The organism is Serratia sp. NPDC078593, from assembly GCF_050268245.1.
In the GTDB taxonomy this organism is placed as follows: Bacteria; Pseudomonadota; Gammaproteobacteria; order Enterobacterales; family Enterobacteriaceae; genus JBNNGK01.
In genome coordinates this window covers 207,043-231,021 of sequence record NZ_JBNNGK010000002.1, presented here as the reverse complement: position 1 = coordinate 231,021, position 23,979 = coordinate 207,043, and the positions used below count along the sequence as shown (strand labels likewise).

The 23,979-nt window shown below is 51.4% G+C and carries 22 protein-coding genes and 2 other RNA genes; 14 read left to right on the top strand and 10 right to left on the bottom strand.

Features of this window, described 5'->3' with window-relative positions:
* Window positions 1-71: 71 nt before the first annotated feature.
* A complete protein-coding gene (pgl, locus tag ACQKDS_RS03180; RefSeq protein WP_399665695.1) occupies window positions 72-1,067 on the bottom strand; it encodes a 6-phosphogluconolactonase in 996 nt (331 codons plus the stop codon).
* Between the two features lie 398 nt (window positions 1,068-1,465).
* Here pgl and ACQKDS_RS03175 point away from each other — a divergent pair, with 398 nt between their 5' ends.
* Window positions 1,466-2,287 (top strand): pyridoxal phosphatase, encoded by an 822-nt coding sequence (locus tag ACQKDS_RS03175; protein WP_399665692.1) that lies wholly within the window; start codon window positions 1,466-1,468, stop codon window positions 2,285-2,287.
* Between the two features lie 33 nt (window positions 2,288-2,320).
* On the opposite strand, the gene modC is transcribed toward ACQKDS_RS03175, so the two are convergent.
* The 4 genes from modC to ACQKDS_RS03155 all read right to left on the bottom strand — a co-directional run bounded on the left by modC (window position 2,321) and on the right by ACQKDS_RS03155 (window position 5,162).
* Window positions 2,321-3,388: a molybdenum ABC transporter ATP-binding protein ModC gene (modC, locus tag ACQKDS_RS03170; RefSeq protein WP_399665689.1), complete on the bottom strand. Its 1,068-nt coding sequence runs from the start codon at window positions 3,386-3,388 to the stop codon at window positions 2,321-2,323.
* Window positions 3,389-4,078, bottom strand: coding sequence for a molybdate ABC transporter permease subunit (modB, locus tag ACQKDS_RS03165; protein ID WP_399665686.1), 690 nt, complete (start codon window positions 4,076-4,078; stop codon window positions 3,389-3,391). It lies immediately after the preceding gene.
* Window positions 4,075-4,848, bottom strand: a complete 774-nt coding sequence (gene modA / locus ACQKDS_RS03160) for a molybdate ABC transporter substrate-binding protein (RefSeq protein WP_399665683.1) — start codon at window positions 4,846-4,848, stop codon at window positions 4,075-4,077. Before modA ends, modB begins: the two co-directional genes overlap by 4 nt.
* A 170-nt stretch (window positions 4,849-5,018) precedes the next feature.
* The gene (locus ACQKDS_RS03155; protein ID WP_399665681.1) at window positions 5,019-5,162 is read right to left on the bottom strand and encodes an AcrZ family multidrug efflux pump-associated protein; all 144 of its coding nucleotides are present in this window, start codon (window positions 5,160-5,162) and stop codon (window positions 5,019-5,021) included.
* A gap of 399 nt (window positions 5,163-5,561) precedes the next feature.
* On the opposite strand from ACQKDS_RS03155, the gene modE reads away from it, so the two are divergent.
* The 10 genes from modE to gpmA all read left to right on the top strand — a co-directional run bounded on the left by modE (window position 5,562) and on the right by gpmA (window position 15,434).
* On the top strand, window positions 5,562-6,356 hold the full coding sequence (gene modE, locus ACQKDS_RS03150) for a molybdenum-dependent transcriptional regulator (RefSeq protein ID WP_399665678.1): 795 nt from the start codon (window positions 5,562-5,564) through the stop codon (window positions 6,354-6,356).
* 90 nt (window positions 6,357-6,446) lie between these two features.
* On the top strand, window positions 6,447-7,919 hold the full coding sequence (modF, locus tag ACQKDS_RS03145) for a molybdate ABC transporter ATP-binding protein ModF (RefSeq protein WP_399665675.1): 1,473 nt from the start codon (window positions 6,447-6,449) through the stop codon (window positions 7,917-7,919).
* A gap of 223 nt (window positions 7,920-8,142) precedes the next feature.
* Window positions 8,143-8,964, top strand: coding sequence for a lysostaphin resistance A-like protein (locus ACQKDS_RS03140; protein ID WP_399665672.1), 822 nt, complete (start codon window positions 8,143-8,145; stop codon window positions 8,962-8,964).
* A gap of 297 nt (window positions 8,965-9,261) precedes the next feature.
* Complete coding sequence (galT, locus tag ACQKDS_RS03135) at window positions 9,262-10,311, top strand: galactose-1-phosphate uridylyltransferase (protein ID WP_399665669.1); 1,050 nt, start codon at window positions 9,262-9,264, stop codon at window positions 10,309-10,311.
* Window positions 10,312-10,322: 11 nt separating this feature from the next.
* Window positions 10,323-11,474: a galactokinase gene (galK, locus tag ACQKDS_RS03130; protein ID WP_399665666.1), complete on the top strand. Its 1,152-nt coding sequence runs from the start codon at window positions 10,323-10,325 to the stop codon at window positions 11,472-11,474.
* Window positions 11,468-12,511 (top strand): galactose-1-epimerase, encoded by a 1,044-nt coding sequence (gene galM, locus ACQKDS_RS03125; protein WP_399665663.1) that lies wholly within the window; start codon window positions 11,468-11,470, stop codon window positions 12,509-12,511. The genes galK and galM overlap by 7 nt, the downstream gene beginning before the upstream one ends.
* A 351-nt stretch (window positions 12,512-12,862) precedes the next feature.
* Window positions 12,863-13,204, top strand: a complete 342-nt coding sequence (locus ACQKDS_RS03120) for a PsiF family protein (protein WP_399665660.1) — start codon at window positions 12,863-12,865, stop codon at window positions 13,202-13,204.
* A 213-nt stretch (window positions 13,205-13,417) separates the two neighbouring features.
* Complete coding sequence (locus ACQKDS_RS03115) at window positions 13,418-13,621, top strand: PsiF family protein (RefSeq protein WP_399665658.1); 204 nt, start codon at window positions 13,418-13,420, stop codon at window positions 13,619-13,621.
* Window positions 13,622-14,079: 458 nt separating this feature from the next.
* Window positions 14,080-14,262, top strand: a complete 183-nt coding sequence (locus ACQKDS_RS03110; RefSeq protein ID WP_399665656.1) for a hypothetical protein — start codon at window positions 14,080-14,082, stop codon at window positions 14,260-14,262.
* Window positions 14,263-14,681: 419 nt separating this feature from the next.
* Window positions 14,682-15,434 (top strand): 2,3-diphosphoglycerate-dependent phosphoglycerate mutase, encoded by a 753-nt coding sequence (gpmA, locus tag ACQKDS_RS03105; protein ID WP_399665653.1) that lies wholly within the window; start codon window positions 14,682-14,684, stop codon window positions 15,432-15,434.
* A gap of 59 nt (window positions 15,435-15,493) precedes the next feature.
* Here gpmA and aroG read toward each other — a convergent pair whose 3' ends face one another.
* A complete protein-coding gene (gene aroG, locus ACQKDS_RS03100; protein WP_399665650.1) occupies window positions 15,494-16,549 on the bottom strand; it encodes a 3-deoxy-7-phosphoheptulonate synthase AroG in 1,056 nt (351 codons plus the stop codon).
* 205 nt (window positions 16,550-16,754) lie between these two features.
* On the opposite strand from aroG, the gene ACQKDS_RS03095 reads away from it, so the two are divergent.
* The 3 genes from ACQKDS_RS03095 to zitB are packed head-to-tail and all read left to right on the top strand — an operon-like array spanning window position 16,755 to window position 21,516.
* Window positions 16,755-17,360: a response regulator gene (locus tag ACQKDS_RS03095; protein WP_399666224.1), complete on the top strand. Its 606-nt coding sequence runs from the start codon at window positions 16,755-16,757 to the stop codon at window positions 17,358-17,360.
* Window positions 17,360-20,569, top strand: a complete 3,210-nt coding sequence (locus ACQKDS_RS03090) for an ATP-binding protein (RefSeq protein WP_399665647.1) — start codon at window positions 17,360-17,362, stop codon at window positions 20,567-20,569. The genes ACQKDS_RS03095 and ACQKDS_RS03090 overlap by 1 nt, the downstream gene beginning before the upstream one ends.
* Window positions 20,569-21,516: a CDF family zinc transporter ZitB gene (gene zitB, locus ACQKDS_RS03085; RefSeq protein ID WP_399665645.1), complete on the top strand. Its 948-nt coding sequence runs from the start codon at window positions 20,569-20,571 to the stop codon at window positions 21,514-21,516. The genes ACQKDS_RS03090 and zitB overlap by 1 nt, the downstream gene beginning before the upstream one ends.
* Window positions 21,517-21,566: 50 nt before the next feature.
* Here zitB and pnuC read toward each other — a convergent pair whose 3' ends face one another.
* The 4 genes from pnuC to ACQKDS_RS03065 all read right to left on the bottom strand — a co-directional run bounded on the left by pnuC (window position 21,567) and on the right by ACQKDS_RS03065 (window position 23,979).
* Complete coding sequence (pnuC, locus tag ACQKDS_RS03080) at window positions 21,567-22,292, bottom strand: nicotinamide riboside transporter PnuC (protein ID WP_399666221.1); 726 nt, start codon at window positions 22,290-22,292, stop codon at window positions 21,567-21,569.
* Window positions 22,293-22,318: 26 nt separating this feature from the next.
* Window positions 22,319-23,380, bottom strand: coding sequence for a quinolinate synthase NadA (nadA, locus tag ACQKDS_RS03075; protein WP_399665642.1), 1,062 nt, complete (start codon window positions 23,378-23,380; stop codon window positions 22,319-22,321).
* 309 nt (window positions 23,381-23,689) lie between these two features.
* Window positions 23,690-23,806, bottom strand: a non-coding RNA gene (locus ACQKDS_RS03070) — RtT sRNA.
* Window positions 23,807-23,849: 43 nt separating this feature from the next.
* Window positions 23,850-23,979: non-coding RNA, RtT sRNA (locus ACQKDS_RS03065), on the bottom strand.

Genomic DNA, 23,979 nt, shown 5'->3' with positions numbered 1-23,979 from the left:
ATCATCACGGTGACATACCGCTGATTATGCTCACCGTGACGATATTGGGCACGCCACGCGCGCCCCTGCCATTATCTAGCCAACACGCTAACCCACATAGGGCCTTTGCCCACCGGATAACGCGCCAGCATTGTCAGTTTCCCACTCTCTTGATCGATTTCATGTACCGCAACATGGTCAGATTTCTGCCCAGCGGAAATGATAAAGCGGCCGCTGTGGTCGATATTGAAACCACGTGGTTGCTGCTCCGTTGGGTAATGGCCGATAACGCTCAGCGTACTGCCGTCTTGCGACACGGCGAAGGCACTCAAAATGCTGGCGGTACGGTCACTGATATACAAGAAACGGCCATTCGGCGTGATGTGGATATCCGCCGCCCAACGAGTGTCGTCAAAACCGGCTGGCATCGCATCAATCGTTTGCACCGTCGTATACTTTTGGCCGTTTTCACCGATCGCCAACACGTCGACCGTGCTGTCGAGTTCATTTACCAGATATGCGTATTGATCATTATGGTGGAACGCCATATGACGTGGCCCCGCACCTGCGGCGGTGCTGACATCAGCCTGTCTGTGTGGCGCCAGTTCACCAGCTTGATTCAGGGTGAACAACCGTACGCGATCTTCTTTCAGGCACGGAATTAACACCAATTGGTTGGTGGGATCGATATTGGCTGAATGGGGCGCAGTAAGACCATCAAGTTGCTGTAGCGGTGCCGTCACTACCCCATCGTGACCAATGGGGCTAATAGTGGCGCAGTTACCGCTGTAAGAAACAGAGAACACATAGCGCCCCTGTAAGTCAGTTGACAAATGGGTCGGGCTGCCCGGCAGTGGAGCCATACCCGCTTGCTGTAGCTGGCCGTCGGTGCCAATGCGGTAACTGACGACGCCAAACGCCGGACGCACACCAACGTACAGGTGGGTTTTATCTGGATGAATCGCCATCGGCTGGACCTGCCCAGGCACATCGACGGTTTGCAACAGCGTCAAGGCACCGAGGTTATCTAACTGCCATACGTGAATCTGTTGGCTTTCGGGACTGGCGACGTAAACGATTTGCTTCATTGTGGCTCCTTACTGAGAAAGATTGAAACCGGTTTCAGATCGTGCGGTTTTCCCTAGCTTACCTGACAACAGAGACTTAACAACCCTGTGTTTCATTGCGGTCGGGTAGGTTTTTATTACAAGGCAACCGGGTACAGCATCTGGCCACCAGTGAAGGGAGTTTACTGACGTCTTTGATAGGTATCGATAAATCTCAAAGTATCAAAAAAATTAATATAAAAGAGCACCTAGCCCTGCTGTATTAACAGCCAGCACACTGGAATAAACCTCAGATTAGCGGCTAATTTTGGCTAGCTTGCATTTTTGCGATCCCAGTCTAATACTTTCACTAACTTAATCTATTTTTCACGCGGTTCCGCGATGAATCGGCCTTTGTGCCTACCGACAATGGGATTATTATGAGCTACCGCGTCATTGCCCTCGATTTAGATGGCACCTTGCTTGACAAGCAAAAACGTATCTTACCGCAATCTCTGGCAGCCCTATCTGCTGCACGTGTCGCAGGTATTAAAGTGGTGCTGGTGACGGGCCGTCATCACGTCGCCATCCATCCGTTCTATCAGGCACTGCAATTGGATACGCCAGTCATCTGCTGTAATGGTACTTATTTGTATGACTACCAGCAGAACAACGTGCTAGCTTGCGATCCGCTGCCCAAATCACAGGTCAAACAGGCTCTTAACATACTTAGTCAGAGTGATATTAACGGATTGATGTATGTGGATAATGCCATGCTGTATCAAGAACCAAGCGGACACGTAATCCGCTCACTGGCATGGGCAGAAACCCTACCGGCCGCCCAACGGCCGACGCTATTGCAGGTCGATTGCCTGACGCAGGCCGTTGACCAGGCACAGACTATCTGGAAGCTGGCTACGACCCATGTCGATATTTCTATTTTGCGTACCTTTGCTGAAAAAGTAGAGGCAGAGCTCGGGCTGACGTGCGAGTGGTCATGGCGCGATCATGTTGATATCGTCAAACACGGCAACAGCAAAGGTAAGCGTTTGCAACAATGGGTGCTCGCACAGGGACTGAGCATGGATCAGGTCGTGGCATTTGGCGATAACTATAACGATTTGAGCATGTTAGAAGCCGCCGGGCTCGGGGTCGCCATGGGCAATGCGGATGACGCCATTAAACAACGTGCCGACTTAATGATCGCCGATCATATGCAACCCGGCATCGCAGAAGTCATTCGTACCCATGTCCTGAGTTAAATACGTAGTAAAAAGCGGGCGTCAAAACCTCAACTAACGACCATCACGGCTGATCGACACGCTTTTCACCTGCGCGTACACCCATTGACCAGGCTTTATGGCCAGTTCATCCCGCGCCCACGGGGTGATACGCGCCCACAATATGTGGTCACCCACCGCCAATTTGACGTCAACTTGCTCGTCAACGTCCAGACATTCCACAACGTGAGCGGGTAGTATGTTACGAATACTGCTGTTTTTGGGAGGCTGCAATACCAACGAAACATCAGCTGCATTGATACGAATACGCAGTAAGCTGCCAACAGGTGCACTCACACGGCTAACCCATAAACGCTGGTCGCCGAGCCGAAGCGCGCTCATCGCATAGCGTTCATGGTGTTCAATGACGCTCACGCGCAGCACACTGCTTTGATCCTCACGCTGTAACCACGGCCTCAGGGCGCTGCTGGCCCACACCTCTTCCAATCCCCCGCAGGCCAACACCTGCCCGTTATCCAACACCAGCACCTGTCCGGCAAGACGTAAAATCTCGTCCAGGCTGTGGCTGACGTACAAAATCGGAATATTCACATCCTGCGCCAAGCGCTCCAGATACGGTAGCAGCTCACGTTTACGTGGCAAATCCAACGAAGCCAGCGGTTCATCCATCAATAAGAGTTCCGGCGCGGTTAACAGCGCCCGGCCAATCGCCACCCGCTGTTTTTCGCCGCCGGATAACGTCAGCGGTAATCGATTAAGCAGTGGCGCAATGCCCAAGAGTTCGACAATGGTCTCAAACTGAGGGCGCATCGATGCCGCCATGCCATATTGCAAATTGCCACGCACCCGATAATGCGGAAACAGGCGCGCATCTTGAAATACATAACCAATGCGACGTTTCTCTGCGGGCAGGAATAGACCGGTCGCGGTATCCACCAGCGTACGGTCATTCAGCACGATGCGGCCGCGATCTGGCCGGGTTAAGCCCCCAATGGCGTTGATAAGCGAGGTTTTACCCGCGCCGGAAAGGCCAAAAATTGCGGTAATCCCCTGCGCTGGTAACGTGGTTTGTATATCAAGCTGCAACTCACCCAGCCGTTGACTGAAATCCAGCGTTAACATTCACCCTCCCATCCGTTTGCGGCCCCAGCGAGCCAACCATTCTGACGCCATTAGAGACACTAATGACAACACAATAGCCATCACGCAAAGCCGCGCAGCCGCAGCTTCCGCACCGGGCGTTTCGATCAGTGTGTACATGGCCAACGGAATGGTGCGTGTCTCACCGGGAATATTGGAAACAAAGGTGATGGTGGCACCAAACTCGCCCAAAGATCGGGCAAAGGCCAGCACCACTCCGACGATCACCCCAGGCAGCGACAACGGCAATGTTATGGTGAAAAACACCCGCCACGCCCCCGCCCCCAGCGTACGTGCTGCCTGCTCTAAGCGGCAATCCACCGCCTCTAGCGCCAGCCGAATAGCACGTACCATGAGAGGAAACGCCACAACCGCCGAGGCTAAAGCCGCACCGCGCCAGCTAAAGCTGAAACTAAAGCCAAACCAGTGATACAACCATTCACCAATGACGCCACGCCGCCCCATCGCGATCAGCAATAAATACCCCACCACCACCGGCGGCAACACCAGCGGTAAATGGATAATGCTGTCCAGCAGTGACTTACCCGGAAAATCACAACGCACCAAGATCCAGGCCAGCAAAATACCCAGCGGCAAACTGCAGATTACCGCCAGACTCGACACTTTCAGGCTCAGTTCAACCGCCTGCCACTCGTACTCGCTCAGAATCATTGGCGTGGGGAAAATCCGTAACGTTGAAAGATAGCTGCCGCTTGCGGGCTTTTCAGGTAAGTGTAGAAAGCGCTCACGGTCGGGATGTCATGTCCTTTGACGATCGCCATTGGGTATTCAACTGGCTTATGACTGCTGGCCGGGAATAGACCGATTACCTGCACTTTATCACTGGCAACCGCATCCGAACCGTAAACAATTCCCAATGGCGCCTCCTGACGCTCCACCAACGCCATTGCACTGCGAACATTATTGGCGCGCGCCAAGGTCGGTGCCAACTGTGACCATACTTTCAGGTGCTGTAACGCTTCTTTTGCATAAATGCCGGCGGGTACATGATCCGGATCGCCTACCGCCAAACGGCCGCCAGCCAATAATCGGCGCCAGTCAGTTTGCGGCGTAATCGTGATGCGTTCGCGTTTGCTCTCTTTTGCGGCAATCAGCACCAAATCATTACCCAGCAGCGTATAACGGCTCTCTTTCACCATCTGTTGTTTATCTATGGCGTAATCCATCCATTGCTGATCGGCGGAAATAAACAGATCGGCTGGCGCCCCCTGCTCTATCTGGCGCGCCAACGTGGACGAAGAAGCGAAAGATGTGACGATCCGTACGCTTTTGCCTTGCTGATAGTGTTCTGCGATATCTTGCAACGCGTTGGTCAGTGACGCTGCGGCAAAAACGGTAATTTTTTCGGCAGCGGCTGCCTGCATCACCAGACCCGATGCCAATACCATCCCGCCAAGCCATTTAGCCCATTGCTGTTTCATGTTCTCTCCGCCAGTCAAATGTCAGGATTGTTTTCGTTATATAAAAAATAATATAACGTCAAACCAAAGCCTGTCATGCGGTTTATCAAGGAATTAAGATCTATATCGGCAAACAGAGGGGAAACTTAAGCGGCAACCGCCGAACACGTCGGCGGTTGTCAGAAAGGGTATTAGCTGCGTTTTTCTTTTGATGGACCCGCTTTAGAGAAGATGTTGAACACTTCTGCCAAACCGTAGATCAAACCGAGAATGACGGCCATAACCACCGGCACCATAATGACGGCAAACGCCAGACTCTTCAATAATTCCAACATAGTAGCCTCACTTGCACTGCGTAGGTAAACGACGACTTAGTATTCACTGTAAACGATACCCGTCATACTTCAAGCTGTATCGTTGCTGGCCTCCTTGCCGATCAACTCACTGACGTCCATTACGACGCAACTCGTCTCATTTTGGCTATCCCCTTCATACTGCAAGTTGCTTGGGTGTTGGCTGCCTTCCGTCACCCTCGTCACAGATGCTCATTCAGTTGCCGCCTACAAGCAACTCGAATTATCTTGGGTATATACGTTCACGCTAAAAACGCCGGTAGTGTAACAAACGGGGAAATTTATCCTCAGCCAAATGTGCTGAAAGCAGTACGATTTGGCGCTAAACGCCAGATCGGCGACAATCACAACCATAACCTTATGTTGCCGACAGGATGGATCATGCAGGCCGAAATTCTTCTTACTCTCAAGCTCCAGCAGAAACTGTTTGCCGATCCACGCCGTATCGCGCTGCTTAAACAGGTCATGCATTCCGGTTCGATCAGCCAAGGCGCCAAGCTGGCGGGTATCAGTTATAAAAGCGCTTGGGATGCCGTTAACGAAATGAATCAGTTGGCGGAGCACACCGTGGTGGAACGTGCGACCGGGGGAAAAGGCGGAGGGGGCGCGCAGGTCACGCGTTACGGCCAGCGACTCATTCAATTGTATGATTTACTCGGTCAAATCCAGCAAAAAGCCTTTGACGTACTTCACCAGGAAGACAATTTACCGCTCGACAGCCTGCTCGGTGCTATTTCACGTTTTTCACTGCAAACCAGTGCGCGCAACCAGTTTTTTGCCACAGTTGTGGAGCGCGATCATCAGCAGGTGCAGCAACACATTCACCTGCTGCTGGCCGACGGACAAACACGCCTGTGCGCCGCCGTCACCGCACAAAGCGCCGATCGTCTGCGATTGTCGCCCGGCAAAGAAGTGCTGGCGCTGATTAAAGCGCCGTGGATAAAACTGAATACCGACCCCGCATTATCCGGTGCGGCAGATAACGCCTTGAGTGGCAACGTGGCTAACATTCAGCCGGGCGTCGAACACAGCGAAGTGTTGGTGAGTTTGACCGGCGGAGAATGCTTATGCGCCACGCTCACTAACCACGAGTTGCAGCAACTCCGGCTGCGGCCTGGCATGCCGGTAAATGCCCTGTTTAACGCCGATCGCGTCATTATCGCCACGCTGTGTTAAATGCAATGTCTCGTTGCAGTTTTGTCAATTGACATCCACCGTCGATGCGCCTATTTCTAAACCCAATGATTGCAAAAAAAGGAACAGGCGATGTCGTCGTTGCACATTACGCAAGGTTCATTCCGCTTAAGCGATACCCGCACGCTGACGCTAGACACGTTGGCGATTCATGCAGGCGACAGTTGGGCGTTCGTCGGCGCTAATGGCAGTGGCAAATCAGCGCTGGCGCGCGCGCTCGCTGATGAGCTACCGCAACTGAGCGGCGAACGCCATAGTGGTTTTCAACATGTGGTGCGGATTTCGTTCGAACAATTGCAAAAATTGGTCAGTGACGAGTGGCAACGCAACAATACCGATCTACTCAGCCCCAATGAACAGGATACTGGCCGCACTACCGCCGAGATCATTCAGGAAGAGGTTAACAATGCCGCTCGCTGCGCACAACTGGCGGAACAGTTCGGCATCACGGCTCTGCTTGACCGTCGCTTTAAATACCTGTCGACCGGTGAAACCCGCAAAACCCTTCTGTGCCGCGCACTGATGCCTCAACCCGATCTATTGATACTGGATGAACCGTTCGATGGGTTAGATGTTGATGCACGTGCGCAACTGGCAACTCTACTGGCAACGCTCTCGCAACAGGGCTACACGCTGGTATTGGTGTTGAACCGTTTCGATGAAATCCCCGATTTCGTTCAACAGGTGGGTATTGTGGCCGACTGCACCTTGGTCAACCGCGGCCCACGCCAACAAATAATGCGTCATGCGTTGGTCGCGCAGTTGGCGCACAGTGAAAAACTGCATGGTTTAGCGTTGCCGGAAGCCGACGATCCACAGCAAAAACCGGCATTGTCGGCCGAGCAACCGTTGATTATTCTACGCGACGGCGTCGTCAGCTATAACGACCAACCGATACTCGATCACCTCAGTTGGCAGGTAAACCCTGGGGAGCACTGGCAGATTGTCGGTCCCAACGGCGCGGGTAAATCCACTTTACTCAGCCTGATTACCGGCGATCATCCGCAAGGTTACAGTAATGACCTCACGCTGTTCGGTCGACGTCGCGGCAGTGGCGAAACCATCTGGGAAATTAAACGCCACATCGGTTACGTGAGCAGTAGCCTGCATTTGGATTATCGCGTCAGCAGCAGCGTACGTAACGTCATTACCTCCGGTTTCTTCGATTCGATCGGCCTCTATCAGGCCGTTTCCGATCGCCAACGTCAACTTACCGATCGGTGGTTAACGTTACTCGGATTTGATGGCGCGCTTGGCGACGCGCCGTTCCAAAGCCTGTCTTGGGGGCAACAGCGTTTAACGCTGATCGCCCGTGCCTTAGTAAAACATCCGGCATTGCTGATTCTGGATGAACCTTTGCAAGGATTAGATCCGCTCAACCGCCAGTTAGTACGGCGTTTTATCGACGTGCTGATCGCCCAAGGCAGCACTCAATTGCTGTTTGTTTCACATCACGCCGAAGATGCTCCGCAATGCATCACCCATCGCCTCAGTTTCATCCCGACAGACAAAGGCTATCGTTATCACTGCGCTACCTTAGCGTAACGTTCGCAGGATGAGAGGTGCCCCCACTCATCCTGATTTGCGCAGCCCAAACCCCATCAGCAGCCGGACTGATACTCATTTCCTCACTGCACCGACCTTCCCTTGTATTAGCTTGTGCTACTATCCGCTGTAGCACTCAATTCGCTGCTCATTGATGCACCAATCTAGCAATGACTGCTTTTGGTAATGAATATTGCGTATTAATCTTAAAGGGATAACTGTTATGTGGGGCATACTTTCGGCTTCATTGTTTTTTTTGCCATTTAATCGTCTGATCGCCTGGGCCATGTTAGCGGTATCCGCCGGACTTGGGGTCTATCATCAGGTTCTCACGCCACTCAGTCTGGCTTGCCTGGCGGTCATCATCATCGCGGCAGTGTTGCGCCATCAGTACCGCGCACAGCGTGGCGTCGCCATTGCATTAGAAGTCTTCCTCATCGCCAGTTGCCTGGCGCTCTTTTACCATCTGGTGCCGGGGTTCAATAACCCACTCATGGTCAATCATGCTAAAGCAGGCCCGCTTAGCGCACCCTTTACGCTGTATTACAACTTCGATAAGGCACTGCTGCCGTTCTTGCTATTCGCCTGTTTACCCACCTTATTCAAGGCGACTAAAGCCGATAAAAACGTGGGTTTTAGCGCTTGGTTAATATTGGTGGTGTGCGTTCCGTTAGTGCTGCTGTTAGCCGTCGCGCTCGGTGGGCTTAAGTTCGAACTCCATTTTCCTGCGTGGATTTTAGCATTCGTCATGGCTAACGTGTTTTTTGTCTCGTTGGCAGAAGAAGCGCTATTTCGTGGTTATCTGCAGCAACGGTTAGGCCAATGGCTAGGCGCTTATCCGGCGCTTATCATTGTGTCACTATTATTTGGTGCAGCGCACTTTTCGGCGGGGATGCTGATGGTGGCATTTGCCACGCTGGCAGGAGTGATCTACGGCTTAGCCTGGATGTGGAGCGGCCGCCTGTGGGTGCCCGTTGCGTTTCATTTTGGCTTGAATCTGACGCATTTACTGTTCTTCACCTATCCGATGTATCAACATCCATAAGCCTTCTACGCCGGCAGGGATTTTCCTGTCGGCACTATGGATGAAAACGCTACCACAACTCCCGCTATTTTATCGTGTCACCCCCTTCTAAGCAAATACCGTAAGGCGCTAACCTAGCGATTAATCACATTTTACCGTGCGTGTAAACGATACCATTTTTCGGCGTAGATCACCTTTTTCCTGCCGCAGTCGTGCTATCTTTTCAACCACAAATTGTGCATCACCCTCCGGCCATACCGGATTGCGGCAAGTGAAAACGATAACAACTTGCCGCTTAGGCAAGTTGAAGGAAGAGTTATGACGGACTTTAATTCTATTGATCATCCCCACCGCCGTCTCAATCCATTAACCGGGCAGTGGGTGCTGGTTTCGCCACATCGCGCCAAGCGCCCTTGGCAGGGCCAGCATGAATCGCTGACGCCGCAATCACTACCCCAATACGCCCCAGACTGTTTCCTTTGCCCCGGAAACACCCGGGCTACCGGTGACAAAAACCCGGATTACGCAGACACCTATGTGTTCACCAACGATTTTGCCGCGTTGATGAGTGATACCCCGCAAGCCCCCGAAAGTCACGATCCACTGATGCGCTGCCAAAGCGCCCGCGGCACCAGCCGCGTGATCTGTTTCTCGCCAGACCACAGTAAAACCTTGCCCGAACTGACGCTCGCGGCGCTTGAACAGGTCATCGTTACCTGGCAGGCGCAAACCGCCGAGCTCGGTCGTCTCTACCCATGGGTGCAGATATTTGAAAATAAAGGTGCGGCGATGGGCTGCTCCAACCCGCATCCACATGGACAGGTCTGGGCCAACAGTTTTCTGCCAAATGAAGCAGAACGCGAGGATCGATACCAGCGCGATTATTTCAAACAGCACGGCACAACGATGCTGATGGATTATGTGCAGCGCGAACGTACTGACGGAAGCCGTACGGTAGTAGAAACTGCACACTGGCTCGCCGTCGTGCCCTATTGGGCTGCCTGGCCGTTTGAAACGTTATTGCTGCCGAAAGCGGCGATGCAACAAATAACCGATCTTGATGCTTCACAACGTGCGGATTTGGCCGTCGCGCTGAAAAAGCTCACCAGCCGTTATGACAATCTGTTTCAGTGCTCTTTCCCCTATTCTATGGGATGGCACGGCGCCCCTTTCAACGGTGCGGATAATGCGCATTGGCAGTTGCACGCCCACTTTTATCCGCCGCTGTTGCGCTCTGCCACGGTGCGGAAATTTATGGTGGGCTACGAAATGTTGGCAGAAACCCAACGTGACCTGACCGCGGAGCAAGCGGCTGAACGCCTGCGTGCGGTGAGTGATATTCATTACCGTGAGGCCCCAGCCGAGTAAGGAGCACGACGATGAGTTTGCAAAATTTCACCCAACGCGTATTTACTGAATGCTTCGGTTATGCCCCCACGCTAACAGTACAGGCCCCCGGCCGGGTGAACCTGATTGGTGAACATACCGATTATAATGACGGTTTCGTTTTACCCTGTGCCATCAATTACCAAACGGTCATCGCCAGCGCCAAGCGTGACGATCGCCAGATTCGCGTACTGGCCGCGGATTACGATAAGCAACAGGATTGTTTCTCCCTCGATCGGCCGATAGCGCACCATCCAGAGCTACTGTGGACTAATTACGTGCGCGGGGTCATCAAACATTTGCAACAGCGCAATGCCGATTTTGGCGGTGCCGATTTGGTCATCAGCGGTAACGTGCCGCAGGGCGCGGGGCTCAGCTCCTCCGCCTCTTTAGAAGTGGCGATCGGACAGGCCATGCAGGCGCTGTATCAATTACCACTCGATGGCGTGGCTCTCGCCCTGAACGGTCAAGAAGCAGAAAACCAATTCGTCGGTTGTCATTGCGGCATTATGGATCAGTTAATCTCAGCGATGGGCAGACAGGACAGCGCGATGTTAATCGATTGTCGAACGCGTGAAACCCGCGCGGTGCCGATGCCAAAAAACGTCGCCGTGGTGATCATTAACTCCAATGTTAAACGTGGCTTGGTCGATAGCGAATACAACACACGGCGCCAACAATGTGAGGATGCAGCACGTTTCTTTGGTGTTAAGGCGCTGCGTGACGTCCGCCCCGCGCAATTCTTCTCGATGCAGCATGAAATGGACCCATTGGTGGCTAAACGCGCACGCCACGTGATCACCGAAAACGACCGCACGCTGGCAGCCGCCGAGGCGTTAGCGGCGGGCGATATAACATTAATGGGAAAATTGATGGCGGAGTCACACGCCTCGATGCGCGATGATTTTCAAATCACTGTGCCGCCGATCGATTCACTGGTGGAGATCGTTAAAAATGTGATTGGCGAGCGTGGCGGCGTAAGAATGACCGGCGGCGGTTTCGGCGGCTGCATCGTGGCATTAATGCCACAAGCGTTAGTCGCATCGGTTCGCACCACAGTACAACGTGAATATCGCAAACAATCCCACGGCCTGCAGGAAACGTTCTACGTCTGTACCGCCTCACAAGGAGCCGGCCTATGCTGAACGATCTCAACGCGTTAGCACCTGACGGCCAGCCATTCACCCTGACGACCCTGCATAACACCCGCGGCATGACGGTGACACTGATGGACTGGGGCGCCACCTGGCTGTCTGCACTGTTACCCCTTCGCTCCCATCCGCACCGTGAAGTATTGCTGGGTTGTGCAACACCAGCACACTACCCGCAACAAAATGCGTATCTTGGTGCAACCGTCGGCCGTTACGCCAACCGTATCGCCAATGCCAGCTTAGCGATCGCGGGTAAATCGCGCAATCTGCTGGCGAATCAAGGGGAGCACCAATTGCACGGTGGGCCGAAGGGTTTCCATGCCCGCCGCTGGCAGAGGGTGCATCAAGATGCGCAGCAGGTGGTGTATCAGCTACACTCCGCTGATGGCGATCAGGGCTTCCCCGGTAATCTGGACGTCAGCGTCAGTTATCGTCTTACCGACGATCACCGACTGGAAATAAGCTATCGGGCACAGACCGATCGGCCTTGCCCGGTTAACCTGACTAATCATGCTTATTTTAATCTCGATGGTGCCGGTCAAGATGCGCGAATGCAGAAACTGCAACTGTTTGCCGATCATTATCTGCCGGTCGACGAGGAAGGTATTCCCTGTGCACCGCTGACTAACGTAAACGGAAGCGGTATGGATTTTCGCCAGCCCAAAAACATCATGCAGGATTTACTGCGCGATCGCGATCAGCAACGGGTAAAAGGCTACGATCACGCCTATTTATTGCACCATAACTGCCACACCATGGAAAATCCGGCGGCACATCTATGGTCCGCGGACGGCTTGGTAAAAATGAGCGTCTTCACCGATGCACCTGCTCTGCAACTCTATAGCGGCAACTTCCTTGGCGGTGTAGCGGCGCGTGATGGCGGCTATTACAGCAACTACGCGGGTATTGCGCTGGAAAGCGAGTTTTTACCCGACAGCCCGCATCACCCTGAATGGCCGCAGCCGGATTGCTGGCTGCAGCCCGGCCAAACCTATCGTAGCGCCACCCATTATCAGTTCTCAATACGGTGAGACGACCTGCCCCAAACCGGACGGTAAAGGGCAGCACGTTATAAATCCTTACCGTTTTCCTCCTGCCCCGTATGACCCTTCACCTTTCCTTATTCCCCCCGACGCACTAGAATCAGCCTACTGTGATATTGCGCTATCCCTTGTGCAATATCGCTCTTGTCGGCCTTTATACACGATATCTCTCTTGCTACCTCGAGTCGTTGCACTGGCGGATCACAACGCTTTACGTATGAACACCTGCGGATCGGGTTTGACTGCGATTTACCGAGACCTAAAGCGGGTTCTGGTAACCCACTAAGAGGCGGCTTCGAGAAAATCGGTATTGGCCAATTAATAGCTGAAGGAACACCTATGCGACTGATTACAGCTTTCCCATTACTGGCAGGTTTACTGTTGAGCACTCACCTGATGGCGGCAGAAACACCGGCCAAAACGCCTTCACCTGCGCAGGCGGCCCAGCAAAAACGTATGACTGATTGTAATCAACAAGCGACGACGCAATCCTTGAAGGGTGCGGATCGCTCCACTTTCATGAGCACCTGTCTAAAAGCCGAAGGCCATAAAAAGGTGGACAAAACATTAACGCCACAACAGCAAAAAATGAAACGCTGTAACGCCGACGCGGCTAAGAAAAGCCTGAAAGGTGACGAGCGCAAAACCTTCATGAGCCAATGCCTGAAAAAAACCGCCTGATCTTCCCAATGCAGACATACAACGGGTGAGCGAAAGTTTATCCGTTTTTCGTAACCCCCCCTTCGAATACCCCTTCGTTAAGATTAATCTCATATCCCCATCCAATGCCACGTTGGACTTTAAAATCACAAACAATAAGCTACCCTTAAGTTTGGGTGATATAACAAGGCGCTTGGCGTAATATCATCGCTATTACTATTTTTTACGTTTTCAATGAATACCGGAGAAATATTTATGCGATTAGCGATTGTAACTCCCCTGTTGACCGGTTTACTTCTGAGCACTAATCTGATGGCGGCGGATGCGGCTGGAGGGTATGAAGATTCAAAGCAACAATACTGCGAGCAACAAGCCACAATACAAGGACTAACGGGGGCGGAACATGACAAATTTATGAAGTCTTGTACCGCTAAATAACCTCGTCAGATGCCGCCTCATTTTTTCGCACTAATGACATTTTAAATGTGAGGCGGATTATTTTTTCTAACAATCTCCCAAAATATTCCATAGATACATGGGCTGTTCTTGTTACTAAAACCGATAAGGAGACTATTGAACTGCATAAAAACAAACGAATTCATAAAAAAGCCGTAAGTTAACTCACTCATAAATCATCATTTTTTATGTTCTCATCTGTTAGCAATTCAAGTTCCCGAATGACTGAATCATAAAATTAAACCTATAAAACAAATAATTACCAACACACCACATTAGTCCATTAAGATTAATCTTATATTGCCATCAAAAAACAAAACCGGCTTTCAAAACCAAAACAATAAACTATGCTTAACTTTAGATGGTAGCCAAATCTCTTGGCGTAATATCATCACTACGACTGTTTTCTAAGTTTTCAATGAATAACTGGAGAAATATTTATGAAATTAACAATTGTAATTCCACTGCTGACCGGTTTACTTCTGAGCACCAACCTGATGGCGGCAGAGGTCACAAAAATCGTCCCGATAAGGGTGCTCGAAGCTTGTAAAAGTGATGCCAAAGTGAAAGGATTAACGGGTGATGATTACACGAAGTTCGTGAATGATTGTGTACATAAATAACGTCACCTTTGACCGCTTCGCTTTTATTTCATGTCGTTACTACGGAAATAAAAGTGAAGCGCAACACATTAAACAAATTAAAGATTAAAGATTAAAGATACCGCCACTTATACTTCAGCTTTAGCAAAAACTTAAGTAATTCTTTTTTATATTGATAGTATGACTCTATCTCCCCATTGCGAGTCAAGCGCCTACCAGATAAAGTTGAACTGTCGTTTTTCGCATAATCACCTTAACCCCACTTCGCTGATCCTCTGCCCCCTAACTCGGCTAAACGATTCAGCTTTTCAGCCACTCAACCCTTACTTAACGCTAAGAAATTCGCTATGGTTTAACACTATCGATTGCCGCGCCCACGGCAGCGACAATATAATGATATTCGTTATCATTGAACTGTCAGATTATTAAGGAGTTAAGCTATGGCTGTAACTAAGCTGGTTCTGGTGCGTCACGGCGAAAGCCAGTGGAACAACGAAAACCGCTTCACCGGTTGGTATGATGTTGATCTGTCTGATAAAGGCCGTACTGAAGCGAAAGCAGCAGGCGAGCTGTTGAAAGACGAAGGTTTCGCTTTCGACTTCGCTTACACCTCCGTACTGAAACGCGCTATCCACACCCTGTGGAGCGTTCTGGATGAACTGGATCAGGCATGGCTGCCAACGGAAAAATCTTGGAAACTGAATGAGCGCCACTACGGTGCACTGCAAGGCCTGAACAAAGCTGAAACCGCCGAAAAATACGGTGACGAACAAGTGAAGCAATGGCGCCGCGGTTTTGCCGTCACGCCTCCCGAACTGACTAAAGAAGATGAGCGTTATCCTGGCCACGACCCGCGTTACGCCACCTTAAGCGAACAAGAACTGCCACTGACCGAAAGCCTCGCGCTGACCATCGATCGCGTGATCCCTTACTGGGATGCAGAGATTCTGCCACGCATCAAAAGCGGTGAACGTGTGATCATCGCCGCCCACGGTAACTCTCTGCGCGCCCTGGTTAAATACCTGGACAACCTGAGTGAAGACGAGATTCTCGAACTGAACATCCCAACTGGCGTGCCATTGGTGTATGAGTTTGATGAAAACTTCAAACCAACTAAACGTTACTATCTGGGGAATGCTGACGAGATCGCGGCTAAAGCGGCTGCCGTCGCTAACCAAGGTAAAGCAAAATAATTCTCGCTCTGATGCAAAAAGCCCCCAAATCATCGGGGGCTTTTTTATTTACCGCTGTTTTATAAACTACGGCGCACTTTTACCGCTGCGGCCAAATTACGCAAAACAGTTTCAGTATCTTGCCAACCAATGCAGGCATCGGTCACGCTCTTGCCGTAAACCAGTGGCTCACCGCTTTCCAGGCTCTGATTGCCTTCAACCAAATGGCTTTCAATCATCACGCCCATCACTGCCTTCTCACCGCCGCCGATCTGTTGGCACACGTCCGCGCAGACTTCCAGTTGCTTTTTGAACTGCTTGCTGCTGTTAGCATGGCTGAAATCGATCATAACATTCGTCGGCAGACCGGCTTTGCTTAGCCCTTCTTTTACCGCTTTCACATGCCCCGCGCTGTAGTTTGGCTCTTTACCACCGCGCAGAATAATGTGGCAATCACCGTTACCGCTGGTGTTAACAATAGCGGAGTGGCCCCATTTGGTTACCGATAAGAAGCAGTGCGGTGCGCTGGCTGCATTGATTGCATCAATCGCTACCTTGATGGTGCCGTCGGTACCATTTTTGAAACCTACCGGGCAAGATAACCCAGAAGATAGCTCACGGTGCACTTGGGATTCCGTGGTGCGTGCACCAATGGCACCCCAACTCATCAGGTCGCCCAAGTATTGCGGAGTGATCATATCGAGAAACTCACCCGCTGCCGGCAAGCCGCTGTCATTGATATCGAGTAACAGCTTACGCGCCAGACGCAGGCCTTCGTTAATCTGGAAACTGTTATCCATTAGCGGATCGTTGATCAGCCCTTTCCAACCTACGGTGGTACGCGGTTTTTCGAAGTAAACACGCATCACCACTTCCAGCTCACCTTGCAATTCCTGACGCAGCGTCAGCAAACGCTCGGCGTATTCTTTGGCCGCTTTGGTGTCATGGATCGAACAAGGGCCGATCACCACCAGTAGGCGATCATCGCGACCACGTAGAATATTGTGAATGGCATTGCGCGCACGTGACACCGTCTCCGCTGTTTTTTCTGTGGCAGGAAACTTCTCCAACAGCGCCACTGGCGGTAAGAGTTCCTTAATTTCTGTGATGCGTAAATCGTCGTTTTGGTAATTCATAACTTTTCCATTCGGTATCAAGAGAGGTATTTCGCGGTGCGTAATGCTAATCAATCTAGCCTGTGAGGATGGCGCTGTAAATCACCTTTGCCGCCTCAACTTATAACGCCCAGTTTCACAGCAGATTGTGCTGTTTTATAAGGGCAGCGCAGACGCTCCTTTTTCGCTATGCTATCGGGCAGGACTCCGCCATGTGAGCAACATCATGCCCTCTTTATTATTAGTTGATGACCACCCGGTGGTTCATGTCGCATTGGATGCTGCGCTGATGAACACGCCCCACACCTATGCACTGCAAGCGGTGCAAAATGATACGCAGGCGCTAGCGCAACTGGCCAAAGCGTCTTTTGACGTGGTGATTCTGGATATCGGCTTGCCGCAGGTGGATGGGCTCCAATTATTGAAGAAGATTCGCCGCCACTATCCGCAACAGCCCATCCTGATCTATACCGCCCAAGAAGAAGAGGTTTACGCACGCATGGCCTACAGCGCCGGTGCCAATGGTTTTGTTAACAAAGGGAGCACGCTGGAACAGTTGGTACAGGCCATTGAAGCCGTGCTGCGCGGTGAGACGAGTTTCCCGTCCATAACATTGGCCGATGAAATACCCATGACAGACGCGGTGATGCTAACGCCAAAAGAACTGCAGGTACTGGGTTTACTCAGCAAAGGATTTTCGAACCTGCAAATCGCCGATATGCTAAACATCAGCAATAAAACCGTCAGCACCCATAAAAAAAACATTCTGCGTAAAACCGGTGCCAGCAACCTGCTGGAGTTAGTTGTCGTATTTAAAGAGTTAATCCCCTAATGCGTCTGATGGTATTAGCGATCTTTCTGCTGAATATCTGCAGCAGCGCCCTGGCCATTGAGCCAGTACGTTATCAATTAGTCAGCAACCTGAATCTTTTTCTCACTAACATGCCGACCGCCAGTGAGAAAAATCCTTGGCGTGACCATACTTTACGCGTAGGTATCATCAGCGAAAATACCAGCCCCTATAATATTTTGGTTGATGATGACCTATACGGATTGAACGCCGATTATCTCGAATATATTCAGCAAACAACGGGGATTCACTTTGCCATCTACGGGTTTGCCGATCTGGCTCAGTTGAAGCAGGCACTGCACAAAGGAGAGCTCGACCTAATGCTCGGCATTCCGCAGCAGGCGGCACTGGATGATCTCCACACCTCACAACCTTACTACATCAGCAATTTGCGCGTCTTACGCGATCGCGCGAATAAACGCCCGGTGATGCTCAACTCGTCCAATGCACGCGTCGCTATCAGTATGTTGACCGACATGCAGACCGGGCCAGCATTGCAAGCGGTGACCTCGCATATACAGCGTTATGATAACAATTTACAGGCAGTCTATGCACTGCTGAACGGCGATAGCGATTACTTTATCGCTGACGAAGCCAGCGCCAGCTTTATTATCGACCAGTTGCAACTAGGGCAATTATATCAAATTGAAAGCAGCGTCAACCTTGGCAATTTATCGTTCGTGTTTGCCGCGACTAATTCTACCCTGATCGCATCGCTGAACACCGCCATCGCCAATGCCCCAATGGAATTGATGAATGTTATTCAGGGACGCTGGAGCAAAAAAATCCCCAGCTATTTGGATACCGGTAATGCCAACCTCACCCAGATGGAACAACATTGGGTAGACACTCACGCAAACGTAACTTACGCCGCCGTCGAAAATAACTTCCCCTTTAGCTATCGCGGTTCCAATGGGCAAGCGCACGGCTATATCATCGATATTCTCACCATTATTGCGCAAAATACCGGTTTGCAATTTACGCCAATTTGGGCGCGCAATGCCGAACAAGCAGATCAAATGGTGGCATCCGGCCAGGCCCGCTTTCGCGCGGCGTTACCCTTAGCGCGTAGTGTAAAAGCGCATTACAACACCAGCATGCCTGTTCATCGATCGCTATGGGGTGTTTACGTCGCACACTATGCCAGCGACGTCTCAACCTGGCGTGCACTGCAAAACAAGCGTATCGGCTTTATCCGTGGCGATTTGGGGCAAAGTTTGATCCCAAGCGGCGACGAAGCCATTGCCTTTAATGACAGCAAAGCCATGTACGATGCGCTGGCCAACGGCCAATTAGATGCGCTGGTAGACAACATCATCTCCGCCAACTTCTTTGCCCTTTCGCGCTATGCGGGCACCATCAAGTTAGCTTTCGCCGCCAACAATGTCGCTTATCCGATCGCATTCGGCGTACGGCAGGACGAGCCGTTGCTGCTGACGATCCTTGATAAAAATCTGATGCAGATCCCGGCCGACACGTTGCAATCTCTGCGCAACGAATGGATTGTCGACCGCAGTAGTTTAATTGATGCAGTGAATGATAATCGCATGCAACCGCAAACTACCTGGCTGTTAACATTGCTCGGCGCCATCATCCTGCTGTTATTAGCATGGGTATTGCGGCGCTATATGCAACAACGTCGCGAGCGGCGAGAACGGATACAGTTGGAACAGGCACGCCAGCGCGCAGAAGCAGAAAACCGCATGAAAAGCCAATTTCTCGCCACCATTAGCCATGAGTTGCGTACGCCGATGCACGCGATCCTTGGCTTGTTGGAGCTGGAGCTAAAGCAGCAATCCGCTGTGGGCGGTTTACCGGTGATCTACAGCGCCGCTTCATCGCTCATGAACCTGCTGAATGATTTGCAGGACTACGCCAAGTTAGAAACCGGCTCATTGACGCTGGCACCGAAAGCGCTGGCATTGCGCCCGTGGGCTGAGCACCTCAACGCATTGTATCAGCCGTTGCTGAGGGAGCGCCCCGTCACCTTAGACGTTCACGTCACCACCGCCTTGCCCAATACGTTAATGATCGATGGTGAGCGTTTACTTCAGGTGGCTAACAATCTGATTAACAATGCTATTAAGTTCACGCAGCGTGGCAGCATCGTGGTTAATCTGGATTGGCAACCGCAAGATGAGCAACAGGGTGAATTACAGTTGCACGTGGTCGACAGCGGCTGTGGTATTGCCGATGACGAAATAGATAAACTTTTCCAACCGTTTTATCGGGCACGTAGCGCTCAACGCACCTCGGTACAAGGCACTGGACTGGGGCTGTCAATTTGCAAAGAGATTATCGAAAAGATGGGGGGGCGGATCCGCTTACAGTCGCAACTTGGTATCGGTACGCAAGTGAATGTGAGCATCCCCGTCTCGCTGGCGGACTGCGCGGCAAACCATTCACCGAGTGAAGTGACGCTCGCCTTGCCTTCCCCGTCGTTGCGAGTGGCGCTGGTCGACGATCATCCTACCAATCTGCTACTGATGGAGCGTCAACTGCGGCACTACGGCCTGCATCCCACGCTGTTTGAGCGCGGCAATGAGCTGTTGCGAGCACATCGCCGGCAACCGTTCACATTGCTGTTTATCGATTACAATATGCCGCGCCCAGATGGATTAACGTTAGCACGCTTAATCCGTCGGGATGAGCAACGGCGCGGCTTAACCGCCTGCCAAATTATTTTATGCTCTGCCGACGTACAAGAGTTTACCCGTATCCCAACCGGCCAAGTGGCGATTGATCACTTCCTGACTAAACCCATTTCATTGGCAGCAATTGCCACTATATTGCATCAGTCAGAACGCGCTCCTGCGACGCAGTTAGTCCTTACTGACATAAAAAGTACCCTCGCTGCAATGGCGGGCGATAACATCGCAGTGCAACACAAACTCGTGTCGACCCTAGTCTCTACGCTGCGCGAAGATCAACAACGTGTGCACCAAGCCGTTATCGACCAAGATTGGGCAATATTGGGCACGACAGCACACCGGATTAAAGGCAGTATGTTAATGCTACAATTCCCGCTGATGGCGGAACATTGCCAACAAGTTAGCGAAGCCGCACGCAATCAACAGTTAGCACAAGATGCCTATACTAAAATGATTGCGTCAGTGACACAGTTACTGAGTGAGCTAGAGAGTCTGATCGGTGCTGACGAAGAATGCGTCGGCTTCAAAAAGGAAAAATAATGCCGGAAATGCCCCACGTTCATTTGCCAAAAGACGGCAATAGTAAACGCCTACTGACTGCTTTTTTAGTCACCGCAGGCTTTATGGTTGTAGAAGTGATCGGCGGGCTGCTTTCTGGCTCGCTAGCGTTGCTGGCCGATGCCGGACACATGCTGACCGACACGGCCGCCCTGTTAGTTGCGCTGATGGCGGTACACTTTTCACAACGTCAACCCAACGCACGTCATACTTTCGGTTATTTACGTCTGACCACGCTGGCGGCATTCCTTAACGCGGCTGCGCTCTTGGCAATCGTGATATTCATCCTGTGGGAGGCAATACGCCGTTTCTTCGAACCCCAGCCGGTAATGGGCACCCCGATGCTGATTATCGCCATAGCAGGGCTACTGGCAAACCTGTTCGCCTTCTGGTTGCTGCATCGTGGCAACGAAGAGAAAAATATCAACGTTCGCGCTGCTGCATTGCATGTACTCGGCGACTTACTCGGCTCCGTTGGCGCAATCGCCGCTGCCATCGTGATTCTCATGACCGGCTGGACGCCCATCGACCCGATTCTTTCCGTTTTGGTGTCGTGCTTAGTGTTACGCAGTGCCTGGAAACTACTGAAAGAGAGCTTCCATGAACTGTTAGAAGGAACACCACAGGAAGTGGATATTGCCAAACTGCAAAAAGACCTGTGTCTAAATATCTCGGAGGTGCGAAACATTCACCATGTGCATGTATGGCAAGTGGGGGAACGGAGAGTGATGACGCTACATGCGCAGGTCATCCCGCCACATGACCATGACGGGCTGCTACATCGCATTGAGGCTTACTTGCTGGAACATTACAACATTGGGCATACGACCATTCAAATGGAGTATCAACACTGCGACACGCCAGATTGCCGTATTAATCAAGTATCCGCGCCAAGTGAACACTCACATTTAGGCCATCATCACTCATAGGCTGCGCAGCCCCGGCGCGCTTGGGCATTAGGCACGCCGGGTGAGAAAAATTATCGGGATGTTGATAATGGGCGTGAATGATTCCCCGCTGCACGACGCATCCATAACCAAGCGCCATTCAACGCGATCAACGTCAAAATCACGTACTCCAACGCCATCGCGTAAACTCCCTGATACGCAAAAATAGCTACGCTGATCACATCAACCACCACCCACAGCAGCCAGTTCTCAACGTATTTACGCGTCATCAAAATCATCGCGACGATCGATAGCACCATCATGGATGAATCCCAGAACGGGAAGGCGTCCGGTTGGAGTTCAGGTTGTTGCACCTGCATGCCAAGCCCCTGCATCACCGTGACTGAAATTTGCGTCAACCAGGCAAATACACGATCGATATTGAAGGTCATCAATACAATACCAATCACGCACACAGTGGCCCAGGCCAAAGCTTTCGGCAATGACAACCAGCGAATTTGCAATTCGGCTTGATTGTCTGCCGTCTGACGACTCCACGCATACCAGCCGTAAATATTGGCGCCAAAGAAGAACAGTTGTAACAATAGACTGGCATACAACTGGATCTGAAAGAAAATCACCGCGAACAGCGTGACATTAATTAAGCCAAATAAATAATTAATGATTTTTTCTTTGCTGGCATACCAAATACACAGCAGGCCAAACAAGGTGCCGATAGCCTCGATCCATGACAAATCGTATCCTCCCGCCCCCAGCGGGATGTGTACCATGATATTGCCGGTACTAAAAAAACTCATCATGCTTTCCTTATCAGAGAGTTAAATCACGCGTTACCTTTCACCTGCATTTTTAGCTGTGCGGCAAAAGTCAGCATGCGGTTCAGCGGAAGCAGCGCCTTTTCACGTAGCGCATCGTCAACCATGATCTCATGCTGCGCTCCCCCCTGCTCTAACCCTTCCGCAATCGCTTTTAGGCCGTTCATTGCCATCCACGGACAGTGCGCGCAACTACGGCAGGTTGCACCTTCTCCCGCTGTCGGTGCTTCAAACAGCTCCTTATCTGGACACGCCTGCTGCATCTTGTAGAAAATACCGCGATCGGTCGCAACGATCAGCTTGCGCTGCGGCAAGTTTTTCGCCGCTAGAATCAACTGGCTAGTAGAGCCGACCGCATCGGCTAAATCCACCACCGCTTGCGGCGATTCAGGATGCACCAATACCGCGGCATCGGGATGCAGTGCTTTCATGCGCATCAACGCCTGAGTTTTAAACTCGTCATGCACAATACATGCCCCCTGCCAACACAGCACATCGGCACCGGTTTGTTTTTGGACATAGTTGCCCAAATGGCGATCCGGTGCCCAAATGATTTTCTCACCTTGGCTGTCGAGATGTTCAATCAGTTCAACAGCAATGCTGGAGGTTACCACCCAATCAGCGCGTGCTTTAACTGCAGCTGAGGTATTTGCGTAAACCACAACGGTACGGTCTGGGTGGCTGTCGCAAAAAGCGTTGAATTCGGCCTCTGGGCAGCCAAGATCCAGTGAACATTCGGCATGCAACGTTGGCATCAGCACCTGTTTTTCCGGGCTAAGAATTTTAGCGGTTTCCCCCATAAAGCGAACGCCAGCAACCAGCAGCGTTGAAGCTGGATGCTGGCTACCAAAACGTGCCATTTCTAATGAGTCGGCCACACACCCACCGGTTTCTTCTGCCAGTGCCTGAATTTCGGGATCGGTATAATAGTGAGCAACCATAACCGCATCACGTTGCTTGAGCAGCGTTTTAATTTTCTCACGATAAAAAACCTTTTCCGCGTGATCCAGCGCTATCGGTTTCGGCGGGAATGGATAAATTGCTGCATTGGCATCAAACATTTCACTCATCGCTATCATCTCATGCTAGGCTAAGGCGCTACCGGACGAGTTAAGCCCTTCTGTCGCCCTGCGTTTTATATACTAAACAAAATACCTAATTTTAAGATAAAAGTCGCTGCGATTTTCATCTTGCAGAAGGATTTGTTTAATCAGAAAAACAGTGTGGTATTAATAATAGATGATAATCCGCATAAAACTTATGTTATATGAATATGTCTGGACGGTGCTCAATTCTGATCGGTGAATAGAATGACGTTAAAGTAGGCTGGAGAGTGCAGGATCAATGGCCTGGACTCTGGCTTTGAGGGCTTTTGTAGAATTTGAGTCGTGCAGGATTACTCGCCCTTCGGGCCAACGCCAGCGTTGTTCAAAATCGCTCCCGCCGATTTTGTCGAACCTGAACGCAGGTTCTCACCCGCACGACGCGTGCTATAAGCAAAATGCGTTTCAGGATCATACTTTGGGGGATCTTGCAGAATGGTGGGTCGTGCAGGATTACTCGGCCTCTGGCCTCGCCCTTCGGGCCAACGCCAGCGTTGTTCAAAATCGCTCCCGCCGATTTTGTCGAACCTGAACGCAGGTTCTCACCCGCACGACGCGTGCTATAA